Origin of the sequence: Mycobacterium scrofulaceum (assembly GCF_002086735.1) — a bacterium.
GTDB lineage: Bacteria > Actinomycetota > Actinomycetes > Mycobacteriales > Mycobacteriaceae > Mycobacterium > Mycobacterium scrofulaceum.
This window is the reverse complement of sequence record NZ_MVIJ01000044.1, coordinates 28,665-49,243: the sequence shown is the minus strand read 5'-3', so window position 1 is coordinate 49,243 and position 20,579 is coordinate 28,665. Positions and strand designations below refer to the sequence as shown.

Sequence of the window (20,579 nt, the reverse complement as noted above, 5' to 3'; positions counted from 1 at the left end):
CGCATGCGTTGGGTCTCGCGCTGGGTAGGAGCCCCCGGGTTCGGAGCGGTTGGACGGGCGGGTCCGGGCGCGACCGGCGGCCGCGGCGGGGGATGTGCGGCGGGTCGCGGAGCCGGGCGCGCGGCCGCGGCCGGACCGGCCGGATGACCGGTTTCGAACACCAGTCGCGGACCGTGCTGCGGATCACCGATGCTGATCGCCTGACCGCCGCGGATATTCACCGTCGACACCCGCGCGCCGTCGACGAAGATGCCGTTGTGACTCAGGTCGATGGCCACCCACTGGGCGCCGGCGAATCGCAGCACCAGCTCCGGGCGGGGCGGTGGTGGCGGCGACGCCGGATTGCCGAGTCGCTCGAGCGCGATGTCGCAACCCGGACCGTAGCCGACGATCACGTCGCGGCCGGGGGCGAAATCGAACCTCATCGACCCAACCCAAACGGTCAACGGGGAGGCCCTGAACGCGGAAGCCTCGGGCCGCATGGCCGCCACCTTTCGTCACACCGGTCAGCTCGACCTAGTGTCTACCCCCCGGCCGCCGGCAATCCACCGGGGCCATTCCCATCACAGCGTGTTACGCCGGCCCGCCGACGACGCGTTGTCCAGTAGCCGGCGCAGAACCTCGACCGCATCCGTCAGCACCTGGCGATCACCGGGCTCCAGCAACGCCAGCTGCGGTTCGATCGCGGCGGCGCGGTCCGCGCGCACCGCGTTGAGCGTGCGCTTCCCTTGCGGGGTGATGCGGATCCGCACGGCGCGGGCATCCCCCGGGTCGACGGTGCGGGTGACCAGGCCGGCGTCCTCGAGCCGGCGCACCTGCGTGGTCATGGTCGGTTGCGAGCAGTGATCGACGGCGGCCAGGTCACCGATCCGGGCTTCACCGTGGGCTTCGATGCTGGCGAGCAGCCGAGCCTGCGCCGCGGGCAAGGGCATCTGGATCCGCTGGGTGGCCAGCCGGTTGAGCCGCGCCACCACGGCGAGCAGGTCCGCGCCCAACTGCTGGGCCTCGACGTTTGCGGTCTCGACAACTCTGTCCATGTACCCATCGTTCCATAGCTTTGCTAAGGGAGACGAGAAGCGGCGGCCCGAACGAGTCGAAAGTCGCGCAGTGTGACGACGCGACTTGGCGCTGCGGCCTGGCACAATCAGTGAAGTGAATGCCCGTCGCCCCGTCCGTTCGCGCCACCGGGGTGGACCTCTAGAGCCGGCCGAATTGGCGCAGGCATCGGTCATGGGGGCGCTCTGCGCGGTGATCTCGATCGTCGCCGGGGTGATCCCGTTCGCGCAGGGATTGGCTCTGCTGGGCACCGTGCCGATGGGGCTGCTGACCTACCGTTACCGGTTCCGGGTGCTGATCGCCGCGACGTTTGCCGCCGGAACTCTCGCCTTCCTCATCTCCGGACTGGGCAGTTTCTTGACCGTCGTCAACTGCGCCTACATCGGCGGATTGACCGGAGTCGTCAAACGCAGGGGCCGGGGCACACCGACCGTGACTTTTGCCTCCCTGATCGTCGGCTTCGCCGTCGCCGTCGCCACGGTCGGTTTACTGGCGGTGCTGAATCGATTGCGGCATCTGATCTTCCAGGTGATGACCGCCAACGTGGACGGTCTCGTCGCGTTCCTGGACCGCGTGGATCTGCGGTGGCTCGGCGCCGACGTCAAGCGGGTCTTCGAATTCGGGCTGCATTATTGGCCGTGGCTGATGCTCGGGTACGTCACCTACGGGGTCATGGTCTCGTCGTTGATCGGTTGGTGGGCGCTCTCTCGCCTGCTGGATCGGATGGGCAACGTCCCGGATGTGCACAAACTCGACGCCCCGGACGAGCCTCCCGACGCCCCGATCGGGCCCGTGCCCGTGCGGCTCGACAAGGTGCGGTTCCGCTATCCGCACGCCCAGCAGGACGCGTTGCGCGAGCTCAGCATGGAACTGCAAGTCGGGGAACACGTTGCCGTCATCGGCGCCAACGGGTCCGGCAAGACCACGTTGACGCTGATCCTGGCGGGCCGGCCGCCGACGTCGGGCACCGTGCGGCGCCCCGGCGCGGTCGGGCTGGGCATGATGGGTGGCACGGCGCTCGTCCTGCAACACCCGAAGAGCCAGGTGCTGGGGACCCGGGTCGCCGACGATGTGGTGTGGGGACTGCCGCCGGGCACCGCGGTCGACGTCGACCATCTGCTGCGCGAAGTGGGGCTCGAGGGTTTCGCGGAGCGGGATACCGGCAGCCTGTCCGGCGGGGAATTGCAGCGCCTCGCCCTGGCCGCGGCGCTGGCCCGCGAACCGGCGCTGCTGATCGCCGACGAATTCACCAGCATGATCGACCAGGAGGGCCGCAACGTCTTGTTGAACGTGCTCTCGGGCCTTCCCCAACGGCATCGGACCGCCCTGGTGCACATCACCCACTTCGACAACGAGGCCGCGTCGGCGAACCGGACGATCAACCTCAGCGACTCCCCGGACAACACTGGCATGGTCGAAACGGCCCCGCCCCCGGTGCCGGCCCCGGCGGCCAAGTGGGGCTCGACCAAGCCGGTGCTCGAAATCATCGGCGTCTCACACGAATACAACAGCGGGACACCATGGGCGAAGACCGCCCTGCGCGACATCGACATCGTCGTGGAACAGGGCGACGGGATCTTGATTCACGGCGGCAACGGCTCGGGCAAGTCGACGCTGGCCTGGATCATGGCCGGGCTGACCGTTCCCACCAGCGGCGCCTGCCTGATCGACGGTGAGCCCATCCGAGAGCACGTCGGTGCGGTGGCGCTGTCGTTTCAGACGGCGCGTCTGCAATTGATGCGCAGCCACGTCGGCCTGGAACTGGCTTCAGTAGCGGGCTTTTCGGACGACGACGAAGGTCGCGTGACGGCTGCGCTGGCCGCGGTCGGGCTGGAACCCGCGATGGGCAAGCGGCGCATCGATCAGCTCAGCGGCGGCCAAATGCGACGGGTGGTCCTGGCCGGCCTGCTGGCGTGTTCGCCGCGCGTGCTGATCCTCGACGAGCCGCTGGCAGGGTTGGACGTCGCCAGCCAGCGGGGACTGCTGCGCCTGCTGGCCGACCTGCGCCGTCACCGAGGTCTGACCGTAGTTGTCATTTCCCACGACTTCGTCGGTTTGGAGGCGGTGTGCACGCGGACCGTGCATCTGCAAAACGGCGCGCTGCAAGCGGTGTCGGCCACCGCCTCGGCCGGTGGTGTGGCGTGACCGAAACGTCCGCCTCCACGCCCAGGAGGAGCCGGCGCACCTCTCGGCCGGTGGTGTTGTTGGTGCCGGTGCCGGGCGGTTCCCCCATCCACAACCTGTGGGCCGGCACCAAACTCCTGGTGGTATTCGGTGTTTCGGTGTTGCTCACCTTGTATCCGGGTTGGGTGACGATCGGGTCGGTGGCGGCGCTGGTGCTGGCAGCGGTCTGGACCGCCCGCATCCCGCGGGGGGCACTTCCGTCGATTCCGCGGTGGCTGTGGATCCTGCTCGCGGTGGGCTTCGTGACCGCCGCGCTGGCCGGCGGCAGCCCGATGCTGTCGATCGGCGGCACCCACGTCTGGCTCGGCGGAGCGCTGAACTTTCTGCGCATCACCACGCTATCGGTCGTCTTGCTCGGGCTGGGTGCGATGGTGTCCTGGACCACCAACGTCGCCGAAATCGCACCGGCCCTGGCGATTTTGGGCCGGCCCTTCAAATTGGTGCGGATTCCGGTTGACGAGTGGGCGGTGGCCTTGGCGCTGGCGCTGCGCGCGTTCCCCTTGCTGATCGAGGAGTTCCAGGTCCTCTACGCCGCCCGCCGGCTGCGGCCCAACCATATGCCGACGAGTCGCAAGGCCCGGGTTCGGCAGACGGCGGGCAACTCGATCGACCTGGTCGCCGCCGCGATCGTGGTGACCCTGCGCCGTGCCGACGAGATGGGTGACGCGATCACCGCGCGCGGCGGCATCGGTCAGCTCTCCGCCGATCCGGCGCGGCCGAAACTCGGGGACTGGGTCACGCTCGCGATCACCGTCGCGGTCAGCGGCGCCGCGGTGGCCATCGAGACGATATTCCACCTGACGGCCTAGGTCTCGCGTAGCGTGAGCGGGTGGCCGACATCCACCGGACTCGCACGATCGCGGCTCGCATCGGCGACATCTGGGAAACACTCGCCGACTTCGGGTCGATCAGTTCGTGGGCCGGCAACGTCGACCATTCCTGCATCCTGTTTCCCGGACCCGGCGGTGAGGTGCTCGGCACTGTCCGGCGAGTGCAGGTCAAGCGCGACGTCCTCCTCGAGCGCGTCACCGAATTCGACCCGCCGAGCGCACTCGGCTACGACATCGAAGGCCTGCCCAACCTCCTGCGCAGGGTGGCCAACCGCTGGACGCTGACGGCCGCCGGCGAGACGACTACCGCGACACGGGTGACGCTGACCAGCACCGTCGAAATCGGGCCCCGCCCAGTGCAAAAGCTGGCCGAAGAGGTGCTGTGCCGGTTCCTTGCGCGACAGTCCGATGCGATGCTCGCGGGCTTGGCGAATCGATTGGAGCACGCGTATGTCTGATCGTCCCGACGTCGTCGTCATCATGACGGACGAGGAACGCGCGGTGCCGCCGTACGAGGCTCCCGACGTGCTGGCGTGGCGCGCCCGGACGCTGACCGGTCGCCGGTGGTTCGAGGATCACGGGGTCAGCTTCGCCCGGCACTACACCGGCTCGCTGGCCTGCGTCCCAAGCCGCCCAACGATTTTCACGGGGCACTACCCCGATCTGCACGGGGTCACCCAGACCGACGGCATCGGCAAGACCGCCGAAGACTCGCGCATGCGTTGGCTGCGCCAGGGCGAGGTGCCCACGTTGGGCAACTGGTTCCGCGCCGCCGGCTATGACACCCACTACGACGGCAAGTGGCACATCTCGCACGCCGACATCACCGACCCGGCGACCGGCCGACCGCTGGCCACCAACGACAAGAACGGAGCCGTCGACGCCGCGGCGGTGCGGCGCTACCTGGAGGCGGACCCGTTGGGGCCGTTCGGTTTCTCCGGCTGGGTGGGCCCGGAGCCGCACGGGGCGGCGCTGGCCGACGCCGGCGTGCGCCGCGACCCGCTGATCGCCGACCGGGTGGTCGCGTGGCTCGCCGACCGCTACGCCCGCCGCCGCGACGGGGATCCCGCGGCGTTGCGTCCCTTCCTTCTTGTCGCCAGCTTCGTCAACCCCCACGACATCGTGCTGTTCCCGGCCTGGGTGCGGCGGAGTCCGGTCGAGCCGTCACCGCTTGACCCGCCCGCGGTACCCGCCGCGCCCACCGCCGACGAAGATCTGTCCACGAAACCGGCGGCGCAGATCGCCTTTCGCGAGGCCTATTACTCCGGCTACGGTCCCGCACCCGCGGTCGGCCGAACCTATGGGCGCAACGCGCAGCGCTATCGCGACCTGTACTACCGGCTGCACGCCGAGGTGGACGGGCCGATCGACCGCGTCAGGCGCGCCGTCACCGACGGCGGCTCGGCCAACGCGGTGTTGGTGCGCACCTCCGATCACGGTGACCTGCTGGGCGCGCACGGCGGCCTGCACCAGAAGTGGTTCAACCTCTACGACGAGGCCACCCGCGTCCCCTTCGTCATCGCGCGCGCCGGCGACCGGGCGACGCGCCCACGGCGGGTCACGGCGCCCACCTCACACGTCGACCTGGTCCCGACGCTGCTGGCGGCGGCGGGCGTCGACGTCGCGGCGGTGGCCGACACGCTGGCCCAGTCGTTCTCGGAAGTGCACCGGCTGCCGGGTCGCAACCTCATGCCCATCGTGGACGGCGCCCCGGCCGACGAGGCCCGCGCCGTCTACCTGATGACCCGCGACAACATGCTCGAAGGGGACAGTGGCGCATCGGGATTGGCGCGCCGGCTGAAGCGGACCGTCGACCCGCCGGCCCCACTGCGGATCCGGGTCCCCGCCCACACCGCCTCCAACTTCGAGGGGCTGGTCGTCCGCGTCGACGAGGAGACGGCCGGCGGCGGTGCCGGCCACCTCTGGAAGCTGGTCCGCACCTTCGACGACCCGAGCACCTGGACGGAACCGGGAGTGCGGCACCTGGCGGCCAACGGGATCGGGGGAGAGGCGTACCGGACTTCGCCGCTCGACGACCAGTGGGAGCTCTACGACCTGACCGCCGATCCGGTCGAGGCGATCAACCGCTGGGCCGACCCCGAGCTGCACGCCCTGCGCGAGCACCTGCGGACGCGGCTCAAGCATGCGCGCGCCGACTCCGTGCCCGAGCGAAACCGGCCGTGGCCCTACGCCTCTCGTCGCCCCCCGACCCCGCGGCCGTCGCGGCTGGGGCGCCTCGTCCGAAGGCTCTGACGCCGCGAACGTAACCCCACTGCTGCGCTCGCTCGGCGCTGCCTCAGGTCCGCATCCGGTCGATCAGGTTCGACAGCACCACGATGCTTTCGCTGCGCTCGATGTCCGCGCTCGACCGGATGCGCTCGAGCGCGGCCTCCAGGTGCCGCATGTCGCGCGCGAGCACGTGCAGGATCGCATCCGACGTGCCCGTCACCGTCGCGGCGCTGACCACCTCCGGCATGTCCACCCACGCCGCCCGCAACCGGTCCGGAGCGATCGTGCCGTGGCAGAACACCTGCACGTAGGCCTCGGTGTTCCAGCCCAGGGCGTTGCGGTCGACGACGGTGGTGAAACCTTTGATGACGCCACTGTCGAGCATCCGGTCGACGCGGCGTTTGACCGCCGGCGCAGACAGATTCACCTTCTCGCCGATTTCGGCGAAGGTGGCCCGCGCATTCTCGGTCAGTTCGGCGAGGATGCGGCCGTCGGTCTCGTCCAGGCGCTCCAACGGCTTCCCCTCGGGCTCTGCGCAACAAATCGGTGCTACCGTCACTCTAACGCAATAGATGGCGCATAGACACGCAAGATCCAGCGTTTGCTTGTGCCAGGGCGCGCAAATACCGTTGATTCATGACGGAATCACACGTCGCTGCGCCACGGTCCGCCCCGGCACCCGCCGCCCGCACGCCACGTGCCCGCCGGTACGGGATGACGCCGCCGGCGTTCTTCGCGGTCGAGTACGCGATCAACCCGTGGATGGACACCGCCACGCCGGTCGACGTCGCCCTCGCGCACGCGCAGTGGGAGACACTGCGCACCACCTACCTGCGGCTGGGTCACCGTGTGGAGATCATCGAGCCCGTGCGCGGGCTACCGGACATGGTGTACGCCGCCAACGGCGGGCTCATCGCGCGCGACGTCGCGATCGTCGCGAAATTCCGCTTCGCCCAACGGGCCGGGGAATCACGCGCGTACGCCGCGTGGATGTCGTCGCTCGGCTACCGGCCACTGTGCACGCGCTATGTCAACGAGGGGCAGGGTGACTTACTGTTGGTCGGGGAAACGGTGTTGGCGGGCTACGGCTTTCGCACCGACCGGCGTGCGCACACGGAAATCGCCGCGGCCCTGCGACTGCCGGTCGTCTCGCTCGAGCTGGTGGATCCGCGCTTCTACCACCTCGACACCGCGCTGGCCGTTCTCGACGACCGCACCATCGCGTTCTACCCGCCCGCGTTCAGCGCCGCCGCGCAGGCCCAACTGCAGGCGCTGTTTCCCGACGCGATCGTCGTGGGAAGCGCCGACGCATTCGTGCTCGGCCTCAACGTCGTCTCCGACGGCCTGCACGTCGTGCTTCCCGCGGCCGCAACGGTTTTCGCCGCGCGATTGCGCGCCGCCGGGTTCCGGCCCGTCGGCGTCGACCTGTCCGAATTGCTCAAGGGCGGCGGTTCGGTCAAGTGCTGCACATTGGAGGTGTTTCCATGACGATTCTCGACGCACGTCCTGCGACCCGCACCGAGGTCGCGATCGACCTCGTCGAACGCCATGCCGCGCACAATTATTCGCCACTGCCCGTGGTGGCCGCCAGCGCCGAGGGCGCCTGGATCACCGACGTGGAGGGCCGCCGCTATCTGGATTGCCTGGCCGCGTACTCGGCGGTCAACTTCGGCCATCGCCACCCGGAGATCACCGCCGCGGCGCACGCCCAACTGGACACCGTCACGTTGGTGAGCCGCGCGTTCCACTCCGACACGCTCGGTCCGTTCTGCGCCGCTCTCGCGCGGCTGTGCGGAAAGCAGTTGGTGCTGCCGATGAACTCGGGCGCCGAAGCCGTGGAGAGCGGTCTCAAAGTCGCCCGTAAGTGGGGCGCCGACGTCAAGGGCGTTCCCGACGGCCGGGCCAACATCATCGTGGCGGACAACAACTTCCACGGCCGAACGATCAGCATCGTGGGTTTCTCCTCCGACCCGGCGGCGCGACGCGGATTCGGGCCGTTCACCCCGGGATTCCGCTCCGTGCCCTTCGGCGACGCCGCCGCGCTGGCCGCTGTGATCGACGACGACACCGTCGCGGTGCTGCTCGAGCCCGTCCAGGGCGAGGCGGGCATCGTCGTCCCGCCCGACGACTACCTGCCGACCGTCCGCGCGCTGTGCACCGAGCACAACACGCTGATGATCGCCGACGAGATCCAGTCCGGCCTGGCCCGCACGGGCCGTACCTTCGCCTGCGACCACTGGGGTGTGGTGCCGGACGTCTACCTGCTCGGGAAGGCGCTGGGCGGCGGCGTGGTCCCCCTGTCGGCGGTGGTCGCCGACCGCGCGGTCCTGGGCGTGCTGCACCCCGGCGAACACGGCTCCACGTTCGGCGGCAACCCCTTGGCCGCCGCCGTCGGGACCACCGTGGTTTCCATGCTGGGCCGCGGAGAGTTCCAGGCCCGTTCGGCGCGACTGGGCGCGCAGCTGCACGCGCGGCTGCGTGAGCTGGTGGGCCACGGGGTGCTGGCGGTGCGCGGGCTGGGGCTGTGGGCCGGGGTCGACGTCGACCCGGCGCTCGGAACGGGCAAGCAGGTGAGCCTCCGGCTGGCCGGTCGGGGAGTGTTGGTGAAGGACACCCACGGCTCGACGCTGCGGTTCGCGCCGCCGCTGGTGATCACCGAGCAGGAGATCGACTGGGCGGTCGGGCAGTTCGCTATGGCGTTGCGGGAGGCTGGCCCATAATCAGCTGATCGAGCAAGGAGGGGCATGCCACCCACGTCGATCAGCCTCAAGGACCAGATGCTACGGCGCCGACCGGTCGTCGGCACGCCCGTCGCGTACGGGGCCGCGGACCATCTCAAGCGCAGCATCGGCGCGTTTCAGCTCACCATGTTCGGGGTCGGTTCGACGGTCGGGACGGGCATCTTCTTCGTCATGTCGCAGGCCGTGCCGGAGGCTGGCCCCGGGGTGATTCTGTCGTTCCTCATCGCCGGGCTCGCGGCCGGGCTCGCGGCGATCTGCTACGCGGAATTGGCTTCCGCCGTCCCGGTTTCGGGGTCGTCGTACTCGTATGCGTACACCACCTTGGGCGAGGTCGTCGCCATGGGGGTGGCCGCCTGTCTGCTGCTGGAATACGGGGTGTCGACCGCCGCCGTCGCGGTCAGCTGGAGCGGCTACCTCAACAAGCTGCTCAGCAACGTCCTCGGCACCCAATTTCCGCACGCGGTGTCCGCCGCGCCCTGGGATTCGCAACCCGGCTTGGTGAACCTGCCGGCGATCATCTTGCTCGCGCTGTGCGCGCTGCTGCTCATCCGCGGCGCCAGCGAATCGGCCCGGGTCAACACCATCATGGTGCTCGTCAAGCTGGGCGTCCTGGTCATCTTCGCGGTGGTCGCGTTCACCGCCTTCGACGCCGATAATCTTCGCGACTTCGCGCCGTTCGGCGTCGCGGGCATCGGCTCGGCGGCCGGCACGATCTTCTTCTCCTACATCGGCCTGGATGCCGTGTCGACGGCGGGTGACGAGGTGAAGAACCCGCAGCAGACCATGCCGCGCGCGCTGATTGCGGCGCTGCTGACGGTGACCGGCGTATACGTGTTCGTCGCGGTGGCCGCGCTGGGAACCCAGCCGTGGCAGGATTTCGCCGGGCAGCAGGAGGCTGGGTTGGCGACCATCCTCGACAACGTCACCCGCGGGGACTGGGCCAGCACGATCCTGGCCGCGGGCGCGGTCATCTCGATCTTTTCCGTCACGCTGGTCAGCATGTACGGGCAGACGCGGATCCTCTTCGCGATGGGCCGCGACGGGCTGCTGCCGGCGAGGTTCGCGCGGGTGAACACGCGCACCATGACGCCGGTGGGCAACACGGTGATCGTGGCCGTCGCGGCTTCGGCGTTGGCGGCCTTCATCCCGCTGGAGAAGCTGGCGGACATGGTGTCCATCGGCACGCTCACCGCGTTCGTCGTCGTATCCGTCGGAGTGATCATCCTGCGGGTGCGCGAGCCCGACTTGCCGCGGGGCTTCAAGGTCCCCGGTTACCCGGTCACGCCGGTCCTTTCGGTGCTGGCGTGCGGATACATCCTCGCCAGCCTGCATTGGTACACCTGGATCGCGTTCAGCGGCTGGGTCGTGCTGGCGTTGATCTTCTACTTCGTGTGGGGCCGCCATCACAGCGCGCTCAACGACGAAACGCTGCAGCGGGATGCGCTGTGACCGTCGTCGTCGGATACCGGGCCGGCAAGGTGGGGCTTTCCGGCTTGCACCTGGGCGTGCGCATCGCGCGGACCCGCGGCACCTCCCTCACCGTGGCGACCATCGTGCCCAAGCCGTGGCTGACCCCGTCGCGCGCCCGCGTCGACGCGGAGTTCGAGTTGTGGGCCGACTCGCTGGCCGCGGAGTCGGCGCAGGAGGCCGCCCGCTTTCTCGACACGGCGGCCGGCGGGGTGGAGGTCGACTACGTGCACCGCGCGCACGGATCGGTCTCGGGCGGACTCCTCGACGTCATCCACGAGGTCGACGCCGACGTGCTGGTGCTGGGCTCGCTGCCCAGCGGCGGTCGCGGCCAAGTCCTGATCGGCTCCACCGCCGACTGGCTGCTGCACGCCTCTCCCGTGCCGGTGGCCATCAGCCCGCGCAATTACCGTGCGCACCAGGGCAAGCTGACCCGGCTCACCTGCGCCTACTCGGCGACCCCGGACTCGATCGACGTGGTGAAACGGTGCTTTGAGTTCGGTCGGCAATTCGGTGTGCCGGTGCGGGTGATCACCTTCGCGGTACGGGGCAAGACGATGTATCCACCGGAGGTCGGGCTCGAGGTCGAGGATCAGGTGCTGCGGGCCTGGGCTTCTCAGGTGCGGGGCATCCTCGAGGAACTGAAGACGGACGGGATAGTCGGTGAAGACGTTGCGCTGCAAGTGGTTACCGGACGCAGCTGGAATGAGGCGCTCGAAAAGGCGGATTGGCAGGAGGGGGAGATCCTGGCGCTGGGCACCCGGCCGCGGGGCGACATCAGGCGCGTCTTCCTCGGCTCCCGCAGCACCAAGATCATTCGGGAGAGCCCGGTCCCGGTGCTGGTGCTGCCCGGCTAACGCTGCGCCGCGGCATTCGCGGCCGCTTGCGCCCGCTCCAGGGTTGCCGCGACATCGCCACGGCCCAAGAACATTTCGTCGAAGTACGGCTTGAGCGCGTCGCTGCCGGCGGGAAAGCCGGCGCCGCCGGGCGCCGCGATGCGCGGGCCGTTCAGCACGCGGAAGAAGGGTGTGACATCCACGCCGTGGGCCGACCAGTAATCGAAGTAGACGGGCTGAGCCGTCAGGACCGCCGGGATCGCCGCACCTTCGCGCCCCAGGAACTCGTTGCCCTCTTTGCTGCCCATCCAGGCCAACACCTGGCGCACCGCGCCGGGATGCCTGGTCGCGGCATTGCCCGCCGCCGCGATGCCATTGGTGACACTCACCCGGCCCACCGGGCCCGCCGGCATCATCGCCACACCCCAGCGGAAGCGGGCGTCGCGGGCCACCGGGGCCAGGTTGTAGGTGCCGGATTGGAAGAGCGCCATCCTGCCGGCCAGGAATTGATTGCGGGAGAAGTCGCCGTTGTCGTTGGTGTCCGAGGCGGGCGGCGCCACGTGGTCGCGGTTGATCAGGCCAACGAGGTAGCGGAATGCTTGCACCGCAGCGGGATTGGCGAACGCGAAGGCGTCGCCGCGCTGGAAGACGCCGCCGGCCGAGCCGATGTAGTTCAGGTAGATACCCTGCGGGTCGTTGGCGGCGTTGTAGCCCCACTGCCGAACCCGTCCGGGATCGAAACCCGTTGTGTGTCCGCGATGTCCGTCGGCGTCCACGGTGAGCCGGGCGAGCGTGGGCCGCAGCGTGTCGCGGTCGTCGGTACTCCACCGCAGGTCGTTCAGCTCGGCGGGGTCGACGCCGGCCGCGGCGAGGAGGTCCGCGTTGTAGTACAGCGCGATGCCGGCATCGGTGAGCTGCGGCACTCCCCACAGCGCGCCGCCGCGGGTGAACTGCTCGACCACCGCCGAATCCCACGCCGGCGCGGCGGCATCGATCTTCATCAACCGGCCGCTGTCGGCGTAGGCGGACAGGTAGGCGTTGGACAGCCAGAAGATGTCGTCGGCGCTGCCACCGGCGACGTCGGTGCGCAGCGTGTCGAAGTACGTCGAGTAGGCGACCACGCTGGTGTGCACGGTGATCTCGGGGTGCGCGCGGTTGAACGCCTCAAACGACCGTCGATAGGCCGCGGCGATCTGTTCGGCCCACACGCGCACCGTCACGACGGTCCTGCCGCCGGGCGGCCGGCCGGAGTAGTCGAGCAGGACCGCCGTCGCCCCCAACAGGATCGCGACCAGCGCGAGCGCCCCGGCCATCAGCGTCGAAAAGCGTGGCCGGCTCATGTCTGGCGCCGAGATTGCCGTGGTGGTCGTGGATCGCACGGAATCGCAGCCGTCACGGCAATCTCGGTGCGCGAGCGCCTCACTTGAGCCCCGAGACGACGATCGAGGCGACGATGTGACGCTGGAAGACCACGAAGAGCGCGATCAGCGGGACGATCGCGACGGTCGTCGCCGCCATGACCAACGTCCACTGCGAGTTGAAGCGCGACTGCAAATCGGCGGTCGCGACGGTGAGCACCCGCCACTTGTGCCCGCTGGTGATCACCAACGGCCACATGAAGTTGTTCCACTGCGAGACCACCGTGATCAGCGTCAGGGCCGCCAGCACCGGCCGGCTGGACGGGATGACCACGTGCACGATCACGTCGAGGGTGTTGGCCCCGTCCAGGTGGGCCGCGTTGACCAAGTCGTTCGGGATGATGCGAAAGTGCTCGCGCAGCAGGAAGATCGCGTACGGCGAGCCGAACATGAACGGCAACACTAACGCCCAGAACGTGTTGCGCAGGCCGAGCTGGGCCATCATCAGGTACAACGGCACCACCGTGACCGTCCCCGGCACCATCAACGTGGCGATGTAGACCCAGAACAAGGCGTCGCGGCCCGGAAAGTTCAACCGCGCGAACGCGTATCCGGCCAACACCGAAAAGGTCAACTGGCCCACCAGGATCACCGCCGTCATCAGGGCGGTGACGGCGGCCGCGCGGCCGAAGCCGGCCCCGGCGAGGTCGGCGTAATTGGACAGCGTGAACGGCCGCGGCAACTGCAGCGGCGTCCCCGTGGCGAACTGGTGCACCGAGGTGAACGAGGTGAGCAGGCCAAGCGCGAACGGCAACAACGTGATCAGTGCCCCGAGGACCAGCCCGGTGTAGATGACGAGCCGGCTAGGTGAGGTCATAGCTGATCCGTCGCCGGAAGTAGAAGTGCTGCACCATGGTGACGCCGATGAGGATGACGAACAGCACCACCGCCATCACCGACGCGCGCCCGATCGCCGCGCCGGCGAAAGCCTCGGCGTAGATGCGGTGTGCCACCAGGTCGGTGCTGCCCGCGGGCCCGCCACCGGTCAGCGCGTACACCATGTCGAAAACCTGTGCCGTGCTGACGATCCCGGTCACCAGGACGAAGAAGGTGGTCGGCCGCAGCATGGGCAGGGTGATCCGCCAGAACCGTTGCCACGCAGTGGCGCCGTCGGTGCGAGCGGCGGCGTGAATGTCGTCCGGGATCGCCAGCAGCCCGGCCAGGAACGACAGCGAGACGTAGCCGACGTTGGTCCACACGACGACCGCCGACACCAGCGGCAACGCGAAGCTGGGGTCCGACAGCCAGTCGATGCTGTGCCCCAGCAGGGTGCTCACGGCTCCGTCGGTGGGGGCCAGAATCCAGCGCCACAGCACCGCGATCGCCAGCGGCGCGCAGATCCAGGGCAGCACGTAGAGGGTGCGGAACAGGCCGGTGCCGGGCAGCCGGGGCGCCAGCATGGACGCGGCCAGCAGGCCCAGCACCGTCTGGGCCGGCACCACGATCGCCACGAAGAGGGCCGTGATGATCAACGAGTTGGCGAAGTTGCGGTCGGTGAGCACCGATCGCCAGTTCGACAAGCCGACGTAGTGCAGCGGACCCAGCAGGTCCCACCGGTAGAGACTCAGCCACATCACCACCAGGATGGGCAGCAGCAGGAAGGCGACGACTCCGAAGAGGCTGGGCGCCAGCAGCGCATAGCCCAGCGCGGTGGGGCGAGGCTGTGCCCTTCCGACGCCGCTGGCCATGGAGGTAATTAAAGCGGGCGGCGCCGGGGTTTGGGGTGCGCGGCCGTTACGGTGGAGCCGTGACACCGAACCGGGGGATCGATGCCGACTTCCTGAACCTGCCCCGCCACGAGCTGGCCGACGCCGCCCTCGCGGCGGCCACCGCGGCCGGCGCCAGCTACGCCGACCTGCGGGTTCACCGGATCATGACCGAGATCATCCAGCTGCGCGACGGCGAGCTGCAGACCGCGGTCGTCGACCGCGAGGTCGGCCTGGCCGTGCGGGTGATCGTCGACGGCACGTGGGGCTTCGCGTCGCACGCCGAGCTGGCGCCCGCCGTCGCCGCCGAGACCGCGCGGCACGCGGTGCAGGTGGCCACCACCCTGGCGGCGCTGAACAGCGAGCGGGTCGAGTTGGCGCCCGAGCCGGTGTACGCCGACGCCACCTGGGTTTCCGACTACCGGATCGATCCGTTCACCATCCCGGCCGTCGACAAGATCGGCGTGCTCGAGGAGTACTCCGGCCGGCTGCTCAGCGCCGACGGCGTCGACCACGTCTCGGCGGTGCTGACCGCCGTCAAGGAGCAGACGTTCTACGCCGACACCTTCGGGTCGTCGATCACCCAGCAACGGGTGCGGGTGCAGCCGTCGCTGGAGGCGGTGACCGTCGACGCCGAGGCGGGCAGCTTCGACTCGATGCGCACGCTGGCCCCGCCGACCGGCCGCGGCTGGGAGGTGCTGGCCGGCGACGAGGTGTGGAACTGGACCGACGAGCTGGCGCAACTACCGTCGCTGCTGGCCGAGAAGGTCAAGTCGCCCAGCGTGACGGCGGGACGCACGGACCTGGTGATCGACCCCACCAACCTGTGGCTGACGATCCACGAATCCGTCGGGCACGCAACCGAATACGACCGTGCCATCGGCTATGAGGCCGCCTACGCCGGAACGTCGTTCGCCACCCCGGACAAACTCGGGACCATGCGGTACGGCTCCCCGGTGATGAACGTGACCGCCGACCGCACCGTCGCACACGGATTGGCGACCGTCGGCTACGACGACGAGGGAGTGGCGGCCCAAACTTGGGATCTGGTGCGCGACGGCATCTTCGTCGGTTATCAGCTCGACCGGGTCTTCGCGCTGAGGCTCGGGCGGGACCTTGAGCAGCCGCGGTCCAATGGTTGCTCGTACGCCGACTCGCCGCATCACGTGCCGATCCAGCGGATGGCCAACGTGTCGCTGCAACCCGCCCGCGAGGATGTCAGCACCGCCGACCTGATCGGCCGCGTCGAGGACGGCATCTACATCGTCGGCGACAAGTCGTGGTCGATCGACATGCAGCGCTACAACTTTCAGTTCACCGGTCAGCGGTTCTTCCGCATCCGCGACGGCCGGCTGGACGGCCAACTCCGGGACGTCGCCTACCAGGCCACCACCACCGATTTCTGGAACTCCATGGAAGCCGTCGGCGGCCCGTCGACCTGGCGGTTGGGCGGCGCATTCAACTGCGGCAAGGCCCAGCCCGGCCAGATCGCCCCGGTCAGCCACGGGTGCCCGTCGGCGTTGTTCCGCGGCGTCAACGTGCTCAACACCCGGACCGAGGGCGGCCGATGATCACCCCCCAGCACGTCGTCAACCTCGTTCTCGAGGAGGCCGCCAAGCTGGGCGGCGCCACGGAGACCATGGTGCTCGTCACCGACAAGGTCGAGGCGACATTGCGCTGGGCGGGCAATTCGATGACCACCAACGGTGTTTCGGTCAACCGCAGCATCACGGTGATCTCCGTCGTCCGGCAAGGCTCCAGCGCGCGCATCGGCACGATGGTCTCCGCCGAAGTGGATCCGCGGGTGATCCCCGCGCTGGTGGCCGCGTCCCAGGAGGCGGCCCGCTCGGCGCCCGAGGCCGGTGACGCCGCCCCGCTGCTGGCCGACACCGGGGTGCCCGCCGACTGGAACGCGCCGGTCCCCGGCACCGGTCCCCTGGTGTTCGCCGACGTCGCCGACTCCTTGAGCCGGGGCTTTCGCGGCACCGATCGCCTGTATGGCTTCGCCCACCACAGCGTTTCGACGACGTTCCTGGCGTCGTCGACGGGCGTGCGCCGGCGCTACAGCCAGCCCGCCGGGGCGGTGGAGATCAACGGCAAACGCGGCGACGCGAGCGCCTGGGCGGGTCTCGGCACGCCCGACTTCGTCGACGTGCCAATGGATTCGCTGCTCGACGAGCTGTCGATGCGGCTGGGCTGGGCCGAGCGCAGGGTGGAGTTGCCCGCGGGACGCTACGAGACGATCATGCCGCCGTCCACGGTGGCCGACATGATGCTGTACCTGGCGTGGTCGATGGCCGGCCGCGGCGCCCAGGAGGGCCGCACCGCGTTCTCGGCGCCCGGCGGCGGGACGCGGGTGGGGGAGCGGCTCACCGACCTGCCGCTGACCCTGTTCTCCGATCCGATGGCACCGGGCCTGGCGTGCACACCGTTCGTGGCGGCGAGCAGCTCGTCGGAGACGGTGTCGGTGTTCGACAACGGCATGGAGATTTCTCAGGTGGACTGGATCCGCGACGGGGTGATCAACGCGCTGGCCTACCCGCGGGCGACGGCCGCCAAATTCGACGCCGAGGTCGCGGTCGCCGCCGACAACATGGTCATGACCGGCGGGTCGGCCGGGCTGGCCGACATGATCGCTGCCACCGAACGCGGCCTGCTGCTGACCACCCTGTGGTACATCCGCGAGGTCGACCCCACCACACTGCTGCTCACGGGCCTGACCCGCGACGGCGTCTACCTCATCGAGGACGGCGAGGTGACCGCCGCGGTCAACAATTTCCGGTTCAACGAGAGTCCGCTGGAGCTGCTGCGGCGGGCCACCGAGGCCGGGCTGAGCGAAAAGACCTTGCCCCGCGAGTGGGCGGACTGGGCCACCCGCACCGCGATGCCGTCGCTGCGGATACCGGACTTCTACATGTCGTCGGTGAGTCAGGCGCAATAGGCCCGCAGTAGGCCCGCGATAGACCATTGCCGCTGGGTGAACCGCGTTCTAGCGTGTGACGAATGGCGGCTCCGGTTTCGGTACGAGAAGATCAGCTGGCACGGCTTGTGGCCCTGTCCCCGGATTCCCCGGCGGACGCCCGGATTGCGGCGCTGATTCGGCGGACGTGTGCCCGGACGCTGTCGCTGCCACCATTGCCCACCGCGGTCGAGGTGGGCGCGCCGGAGTCGGAGGACGAACTCGTCGTCGTCGAGTTCGCCGAACAATTCGGCGCCGACGTCTCCGCGGTCACCGGCGAACAACGGTCCCGGTTCGTCAAGCGGCTGGGGGGCAGGGCCTTTGGCGTGGTCGTGCTGATGTACATCGCGGACTTCGTTCCGCGGGTACGGGCCGGGCTGGAAGCGCTCGGCGTCGGCGCGCAGTACCTGAGCTGGGCCGACGGCCCCCTTGCCTGGGATCACACCACCGAGCCGTCGGGTCTGGTGTTCAACGACTTCTTGCCCGCGGTGGCCCGGATGCGCGCGCTGGACCCGATCACCTCCGAGTTGGTCCGGCTGCGCGGCGCGGCTCAACACAATTGCCGATTGTGCAAGTCGTTGCGTGAGGGCACCGCGCTCGACGCCGGTGGTTCGGAGACGCTTTACGACGAGATCGATCGTTTCGAGTCGTCGAGCTTGCTGGATGACCGCGTTAAAGCCGCGCTCCGCTACGCCGATGCGTTAATTTGGACGCCTGCGCACCTCGCCGCCGACGATGCCGCCGAGGTGCGCTCCCGGTTCTCCGATGCCGAGGCCGTCGAGCTCACCTTTGACATCATGCGGAATGCAAGCAACAAAATCGCCGTCGCTTTGGGCGCCGACGCCCCCCGGGTCGAGCAGGGTACCGAGCGATATCTGCTCGGGGCCGACGGGCAAACCGTCTTCGACTGACGGCCGGATGGCGGTTCGAATCGCCACCGAGCACCCGGCGCGGGCGTTCAAGCACTGGTCGGGCCGGCGAACCCGAGAAATGACGCCGTGACCGGCGGGAATCGTCCAATCGGCCCTGGGCCCGGCGCGAAGCACGAAATGTTAACCATCCGTACACGGCCGCGCAAACAAAAGTTCGTCGCTCGGGCCGCTGGTACTGGCTAAATTTATTGCTCGGCACCGAAACTGATACGTGACGGTGATCTCAGCTGGCAGCGCCGCCTGAGTTGATGAGCATTGACCGGGTGACTGTTGGCCGTGACCCGCAGTTTCGGTTAGTAATTGCCACACCAAAGCTTGGCTTGCGTCGGAGCGCGCACCGCGCCCGCGCAGAGGGAGGTCCGGGGATGACAACCACTCGTTCACGCTCGCGGATGCGAGTGTCATCGGTCTGGGCTGCCAGCGTCGCGCTGGGCGCCTCGATGCTCGGTGGCGCCGTGCTGTCGGCGCCGCAGGCCGCGGCATCGTGCAATCTCAGTCCGAAGGACGACCAGTACATCAACCTGCTCGCGCAGAACAAGATGGTGCACAACGCCGACTTCAGCGATTGCACCGAGGCCGCCGAGGGCCGCTGGTTCGCCGACCAGGTGCGGTCCAACCCGAACCCGTTCGGGGAGGCCCAGGAGCTGGTGAACATGGTCACCAGGACCACGTCGATGAACCAGGCGCAGGCCGAGTGGGAGGTCGAGTCGGCGATCTACGTCTACGCACCCGACATGATCCCCAAGATCAAGGACCAGGCCGCGCACTTCAACTGGCCCGCCGAGTAAGGGCCGCCCGCTCCACGCACGGCGGTACCAGCTAACCGAGGCAGCACACCCCTAGTAACGGGGGCGTCCTGTTCGTCGCCACGCATGCGGTTGCCCGTCGGCGCCAACTATCGATCGATCCACTGCTGGAAGCGACCTGCGTCGTTTACGCGCACTGAGGCTTTGGCAAACAGCCGTTCATCCAGTATTCGAACCGCTGCTCGTTTGCTGTACTTCTCGCCGGTGGTACCCGATGTGCAGCGCGAAAGAGAAATCAGCAAATTCCGTGATGAGGGGGTCTGGAAAGGTGACGATCACAGGATCGCGCGCGCAAGGGCTGGCGGCGGGGGCCGCCTCCGTCGTGCTGGGGGCCACGATGTTCGGTGGTGCCGTCCTGTCGGCGCCGCACGCGTCGGCGTCGTGCAACATGAGCCCGGCGGACGATCAGTACATCAAGCTGCTGGCGCAGAACAAGATGGTGCACAACGCCGATTTCAACGATTGCAGCGAGGCCGCCGAGGGGCGGTGGTTCGCCAGTCAGGTGCGGTCCTCCCCGAACCCGTTCGGGGAGGCCCAGGAGTTGGTCAACATGATCACCAGGACCACCCCGATGTCTCAGAAGCAGGCCGAGTGGGAGGTCGAGTCGGCGATCTACGTGTACGCGCCGGATTTGATCCCCCGACTCAAGGACCAAGCTGCACGGCAAGTTCCCGGGCAGCCCGCGCCGGTCTGACACCCCGCCGAGCCCGGCGCGCCTCTTCGGGGAGCGCGCTGGGCTCGGTCCGTGCGGTTGGGCTACCGTTTCCTACTGAACATTCCAGGGGCGGTAGCTCAGTTGGTTAGAGCCGCGGACTCATAATCCGTACATTTCGCAATTGGCGATTATGGGTCGTTGAGAAGCGGCAATAAGAAACAGCCTTTGAACTGGTATTTTATGGTGGGCGGTTCGTGCTGGCTCTCGGTGCCGTTGGCGGATGCTGCGGTACCATTGCGGTACGAACGCACACTTTGCCGAAAATGTAGTTTGCTGGAGAGGCGGGTGACGAAAATGCTTGCGTTGCGCGCCATCTGGCTTGGTTTCCTGTCCCTGCTCCTGTGGGCCATCGTGACCGCATTGACGGGTACCTGGTGGGTCGGGCTGCTCGCCGCCTGGGCGCTGCTGGCCTACGGCATCGTCACCGGGGTCAGCCGGTACGCACAGCAGCGTGAGGCCCAATGGCAGGAAGTCCAGCGCACCTACCGGGAATACCTGGCGGCCAAGGCAAGCGCCGACGCGGCGGCCGCAGAGGCGGCGGCAGCGGCAGCGGAAGCGGAAGTGGCACAAGCACAAATCCGGCTGATGCGGGAACACCCCGAGCTATTCAAGTAAAGTCGGCGGCCCCTACGCCCACAAACGCAGCACCTCATGCAATTTAGCCAGCGAATTCGCAGGGTGAATCTCACAATTCCGGCGT

Annotated in this window: 20 protein-coding genes; 14 read left to right on the top strand and 6 right to left on the bottom strand. The window is 68.6% G+C overall.

Going from position 1 to position 20,579, the window contains the following annotated elements; genetic code table 11:
* Both BST44_RS22905 and BST44_RS22900 read right to left on the bottom strand, forming a co-directional pair.
* The coding region (locus BST44_RS22905) for an FHA domain-containing protein (RefSeq protein ID WP_244184909.1) at positions 1-482 on the bottom strand (482 nt) is incomplete at its 3' end.
* 81 nt (positions 483-563) lie between these two features.
* Positions 564-1,037 carry a MarR family winged helix-turn-helix transcriptional regulator gene (locus BST44_RS22900; RefSeq protein WP_083179367.1) on the bottom strand — a complete coding sequence of 158 codons (474 nt, stop codon included), beginning with the start codon at positions 1,035-1,037 and terminating at the stop codon, positions 564-566.
* 193 nt (positions 1,038-1,230) lie between these two features.
* On the opposite strand from BST44_RS22900, the gene BST44_RS22895 reads away from it, so the two are divergent.
* Genes BST44_RS22895 through BST44_RS22880 form a run of 4 tightly spaced genes read left to right on the top strand, consistent with a single transcriptional unit; the run spans position 1,231 to position 6,323 of the window.
* Positions 1,231-3,201 (top strand): ATP-binding cassette domain-containing protein, encoded by a 1,971-nt coding sequence (locus tag BST44_RS22895; RefSeq protein ID WP_142274656.1) that lies wholly within the window; start codon positions 1,231-1,233, stop codon positions 3,199-3,201.
* Entirely contained in the window at positions 3,198-4,049 is an 852-nt protein-coding gene (locus BST44_RS22890; protein ID WP_142274653.1) for a CbiQ family ECF transporter T component, read from the top strand. The genes BST44_RS22895 and BST44_RS22890 overlap by 4 nt, the downstream gene beginning before the upstream one ends.
* Before the next feature lie 20 nt (positions 4,050-4,069).
* A complete protein-coding gene (locus BST44_RS22885; protein WP_083179364.1) occupies positions 4,070-4,528 on the top strand; it encodes an SRPBCC family protein in 459 nt (152 codons plus the stop codon).
* Positions 4,521-6,323 carry a sulfatase-like hydrolase/transferase gene (locus BST44_RS22880; RefSeq protein ID WP_083179363.1) on the top strand — a complete coding sequence of 601 codons (1,803 nt, stop codon included), beginning with the start codon at positions 4,521-4,523 and terminating at the stop codon, positions 6,321-6,323. The genes BST44_RS22885 and BST44_RS22880 overlap by 8 nt, the downstream gene beginning before the upstream one ends.
* 43 nt (positions 6,324-6,366) lie before the next feature.
* Here the strand turns inward: BST44_RS22880 and BST44_RS22875 are convergent, their stop codons facing one another.
* Positions 6,367-6,813 (bottom strand): Rv2324 family transcriptional regulator, encoded by a 447-nt coding sequence (locus tag BST44_RS22875; protein WP_083179362.1) that lies wholly within the window; start codon positions 6,811-6,813, stop codon positions 6,367-6,369.
* A gap of 122 nt (positions 6,814-6,935) precedes the next feature.
* Here BST44_RS22875 and ddaH point away from each other — a divergent pair, with 122 nt between their 5' ends.
* Genes ddaH through BST44_RS22855 form a run of 4 tightly spaced genes read left to right on the top strand, consistent with a single transcriptional unit; the run spans position 6,936 to position 11,364 of the window.
* On the top strand, positions 6,936-7,787 hold the full coding sequence (gene ddaH, locus BST44_RS22870; RefSeq protein WP_083179361.1) for a dimethylargininase: 852 nt from the start codon (positions 6,936-6,938) through the stop codon (positions 7,785-7,787).
* Entirely contained in the window at positions 7,784-9,019 is a 1,236-nt protein-coding gene (rocD, locus tag BST44_RS22865; RefSeq protein WP_083179360.1) for an ornithine--oxo-acid transaminase, read from the top strand. Before ddaH ends, rocD begins: the two co-directional genes overlap by 4 nt.
* Before the next feature lie 24 nt (positions 9,020-9,043).
* Positions 9,044-10,489, top strand: a complete 1,446-nt coding sequence (locus BST44_RS22860; protein ID WP_083179359.1) for an amino acid permease — start codon at positions 9,044-9,046, stop codon at positions 10,487-10,489.
* Positions 10,486-11,364, top strand: a complete 879-nt coding sequence (locus BST44_RS22855; protein WP_083179358.1) for a universal stress protein — start codon at positions 10,486-10,488, stop codon at positions 11,362-11,364. Before BST44_RS22860 ends, BST44_RS22855 begins: the two co-directional genes overlap by 4 nt.
* Here the strand turns inward: BST44_RS22855 and BST44_RS22850 are convergent.
* The 3 genes from BST44_RS22850 to BST44_RS22840 form a co-directional block, all read right to left on the bottom strand.
* The gene (locus tag BST44_RS22850; protein ID WP_083179357.1) at positions 11,361-12,683 is read right to left on the bottom strand and encodes an extracellular solute-binding protein; all 1,323 of its coding nucleotides are present in this window, start codon (positions 12,681-12,683) and stop codon (positions 11,361-11,363) included. The genes BST44_RS22855 and BST44_RS22850 overlap by 4 nt on opposite strands.
* 79 nt (positions 12,684-12,762) lie before the next feature.
* Positions 12,763-13,578 carry a carbohydrate ABC transporter permease gene (locus tag BST44_RS22845; protein WP_083179356.1) on the bottom strand — a complete coding sequence of 272 codons (816 nt, stop codon included), beginning with the start codon at positions 13,576-13,578 and terminating at the stop codon, positions 12,763-12,765.
* On the bottom strand, positions 13,565-14,449 hold the full coding sequence (locus tag BST44_RS22840) for a carbohydrate ABC transporter permease (RefSeq protein WP_083179355.1): 885 nt from the start codon (positions 14,447-14,449) through the stop codon (positions 13,565-13,567). Before BST44_RS22840 ends, BST44_RS22845 begins: the two co-directional genes overlap by 14 nt.
* A 59-nt stretch (positions 14,450-14,508) precedes the next feature.
* Between BST44_RS22840 and BST44_RS22835 the strand changes: the two genes are divergently transcribed.
* From BST44_RS22835 to BST44_RS22810, 6 genes are all read left to right on the top strand, one after another.
* Positions 14,509-16,038, top strand: a complete 1,530-nt coding sequence (locus BST44_RS22835; RefSeq protein ID WP_083179372.1) for a TldD/PmbA family protein — start codon at positions 14,509-14,511, stop codon at positions 16,036-16,038.
* On the top strand, positions 16,035-17,408 hold the full coding sequence (locus tag BST44_RS22830; RefSeq protein WP_083179354.1) for a TldD/PmbA family protein: 1,374 nt from the start codon (positions 16,035-16,037) through the stop codon (positions 17,406-17,408). Before BST44_RS22835 ends, BST44_RS22830 begins: the two co-directional genes overlap by 4 nt.
* A 62-nt stretch (positions 17,409-17,470) precedes the next feature.
* Positions 17,471-18,337, top strand: a complete 867-nt coding sequence (locus BST44_RS22825) for a carboxymuconolactone decarboxylase family protein (protein ID WP_083179353.1) — start codon at positions 17,471-17,473, stop codon at positions 18,335-18,337.
* Positions 18,338-18,723: 386 nt separating this feature from the next.
* A complete protein-coding gene (locus BST44_RS22820; RefSeq protein ID WP_244184908.1) occupies positions 18,724-19,146 on the top strand; it encodes a hypothetical protein in 423 nt (140 codons plus the stop codon).
* 355 nt (positions 19,147-19,501) lie between these two features.
* Entirely contained in the window at positions 19,502-19,858 is a 357-nt protein-coding gene (locus BST44_RS22815; protein ID WP_142274655.1) for a DUF732 domain-containing protein, read from the top strand.
* Positions 19,859-20,164: 306 nt separating this feature from the next.
* Complete coding sequence (locus tag BST44_RS22810) at positions 20,165-20,494, top strand: hypothetical protein (RefSeq protein WP_142274652.1); 330 nt, start codon at positions 20,165-20,167, stop codon at positions 20,492-20,494.
* Positions 20,495-20,579: the final 85 nt, after the last annotated feature.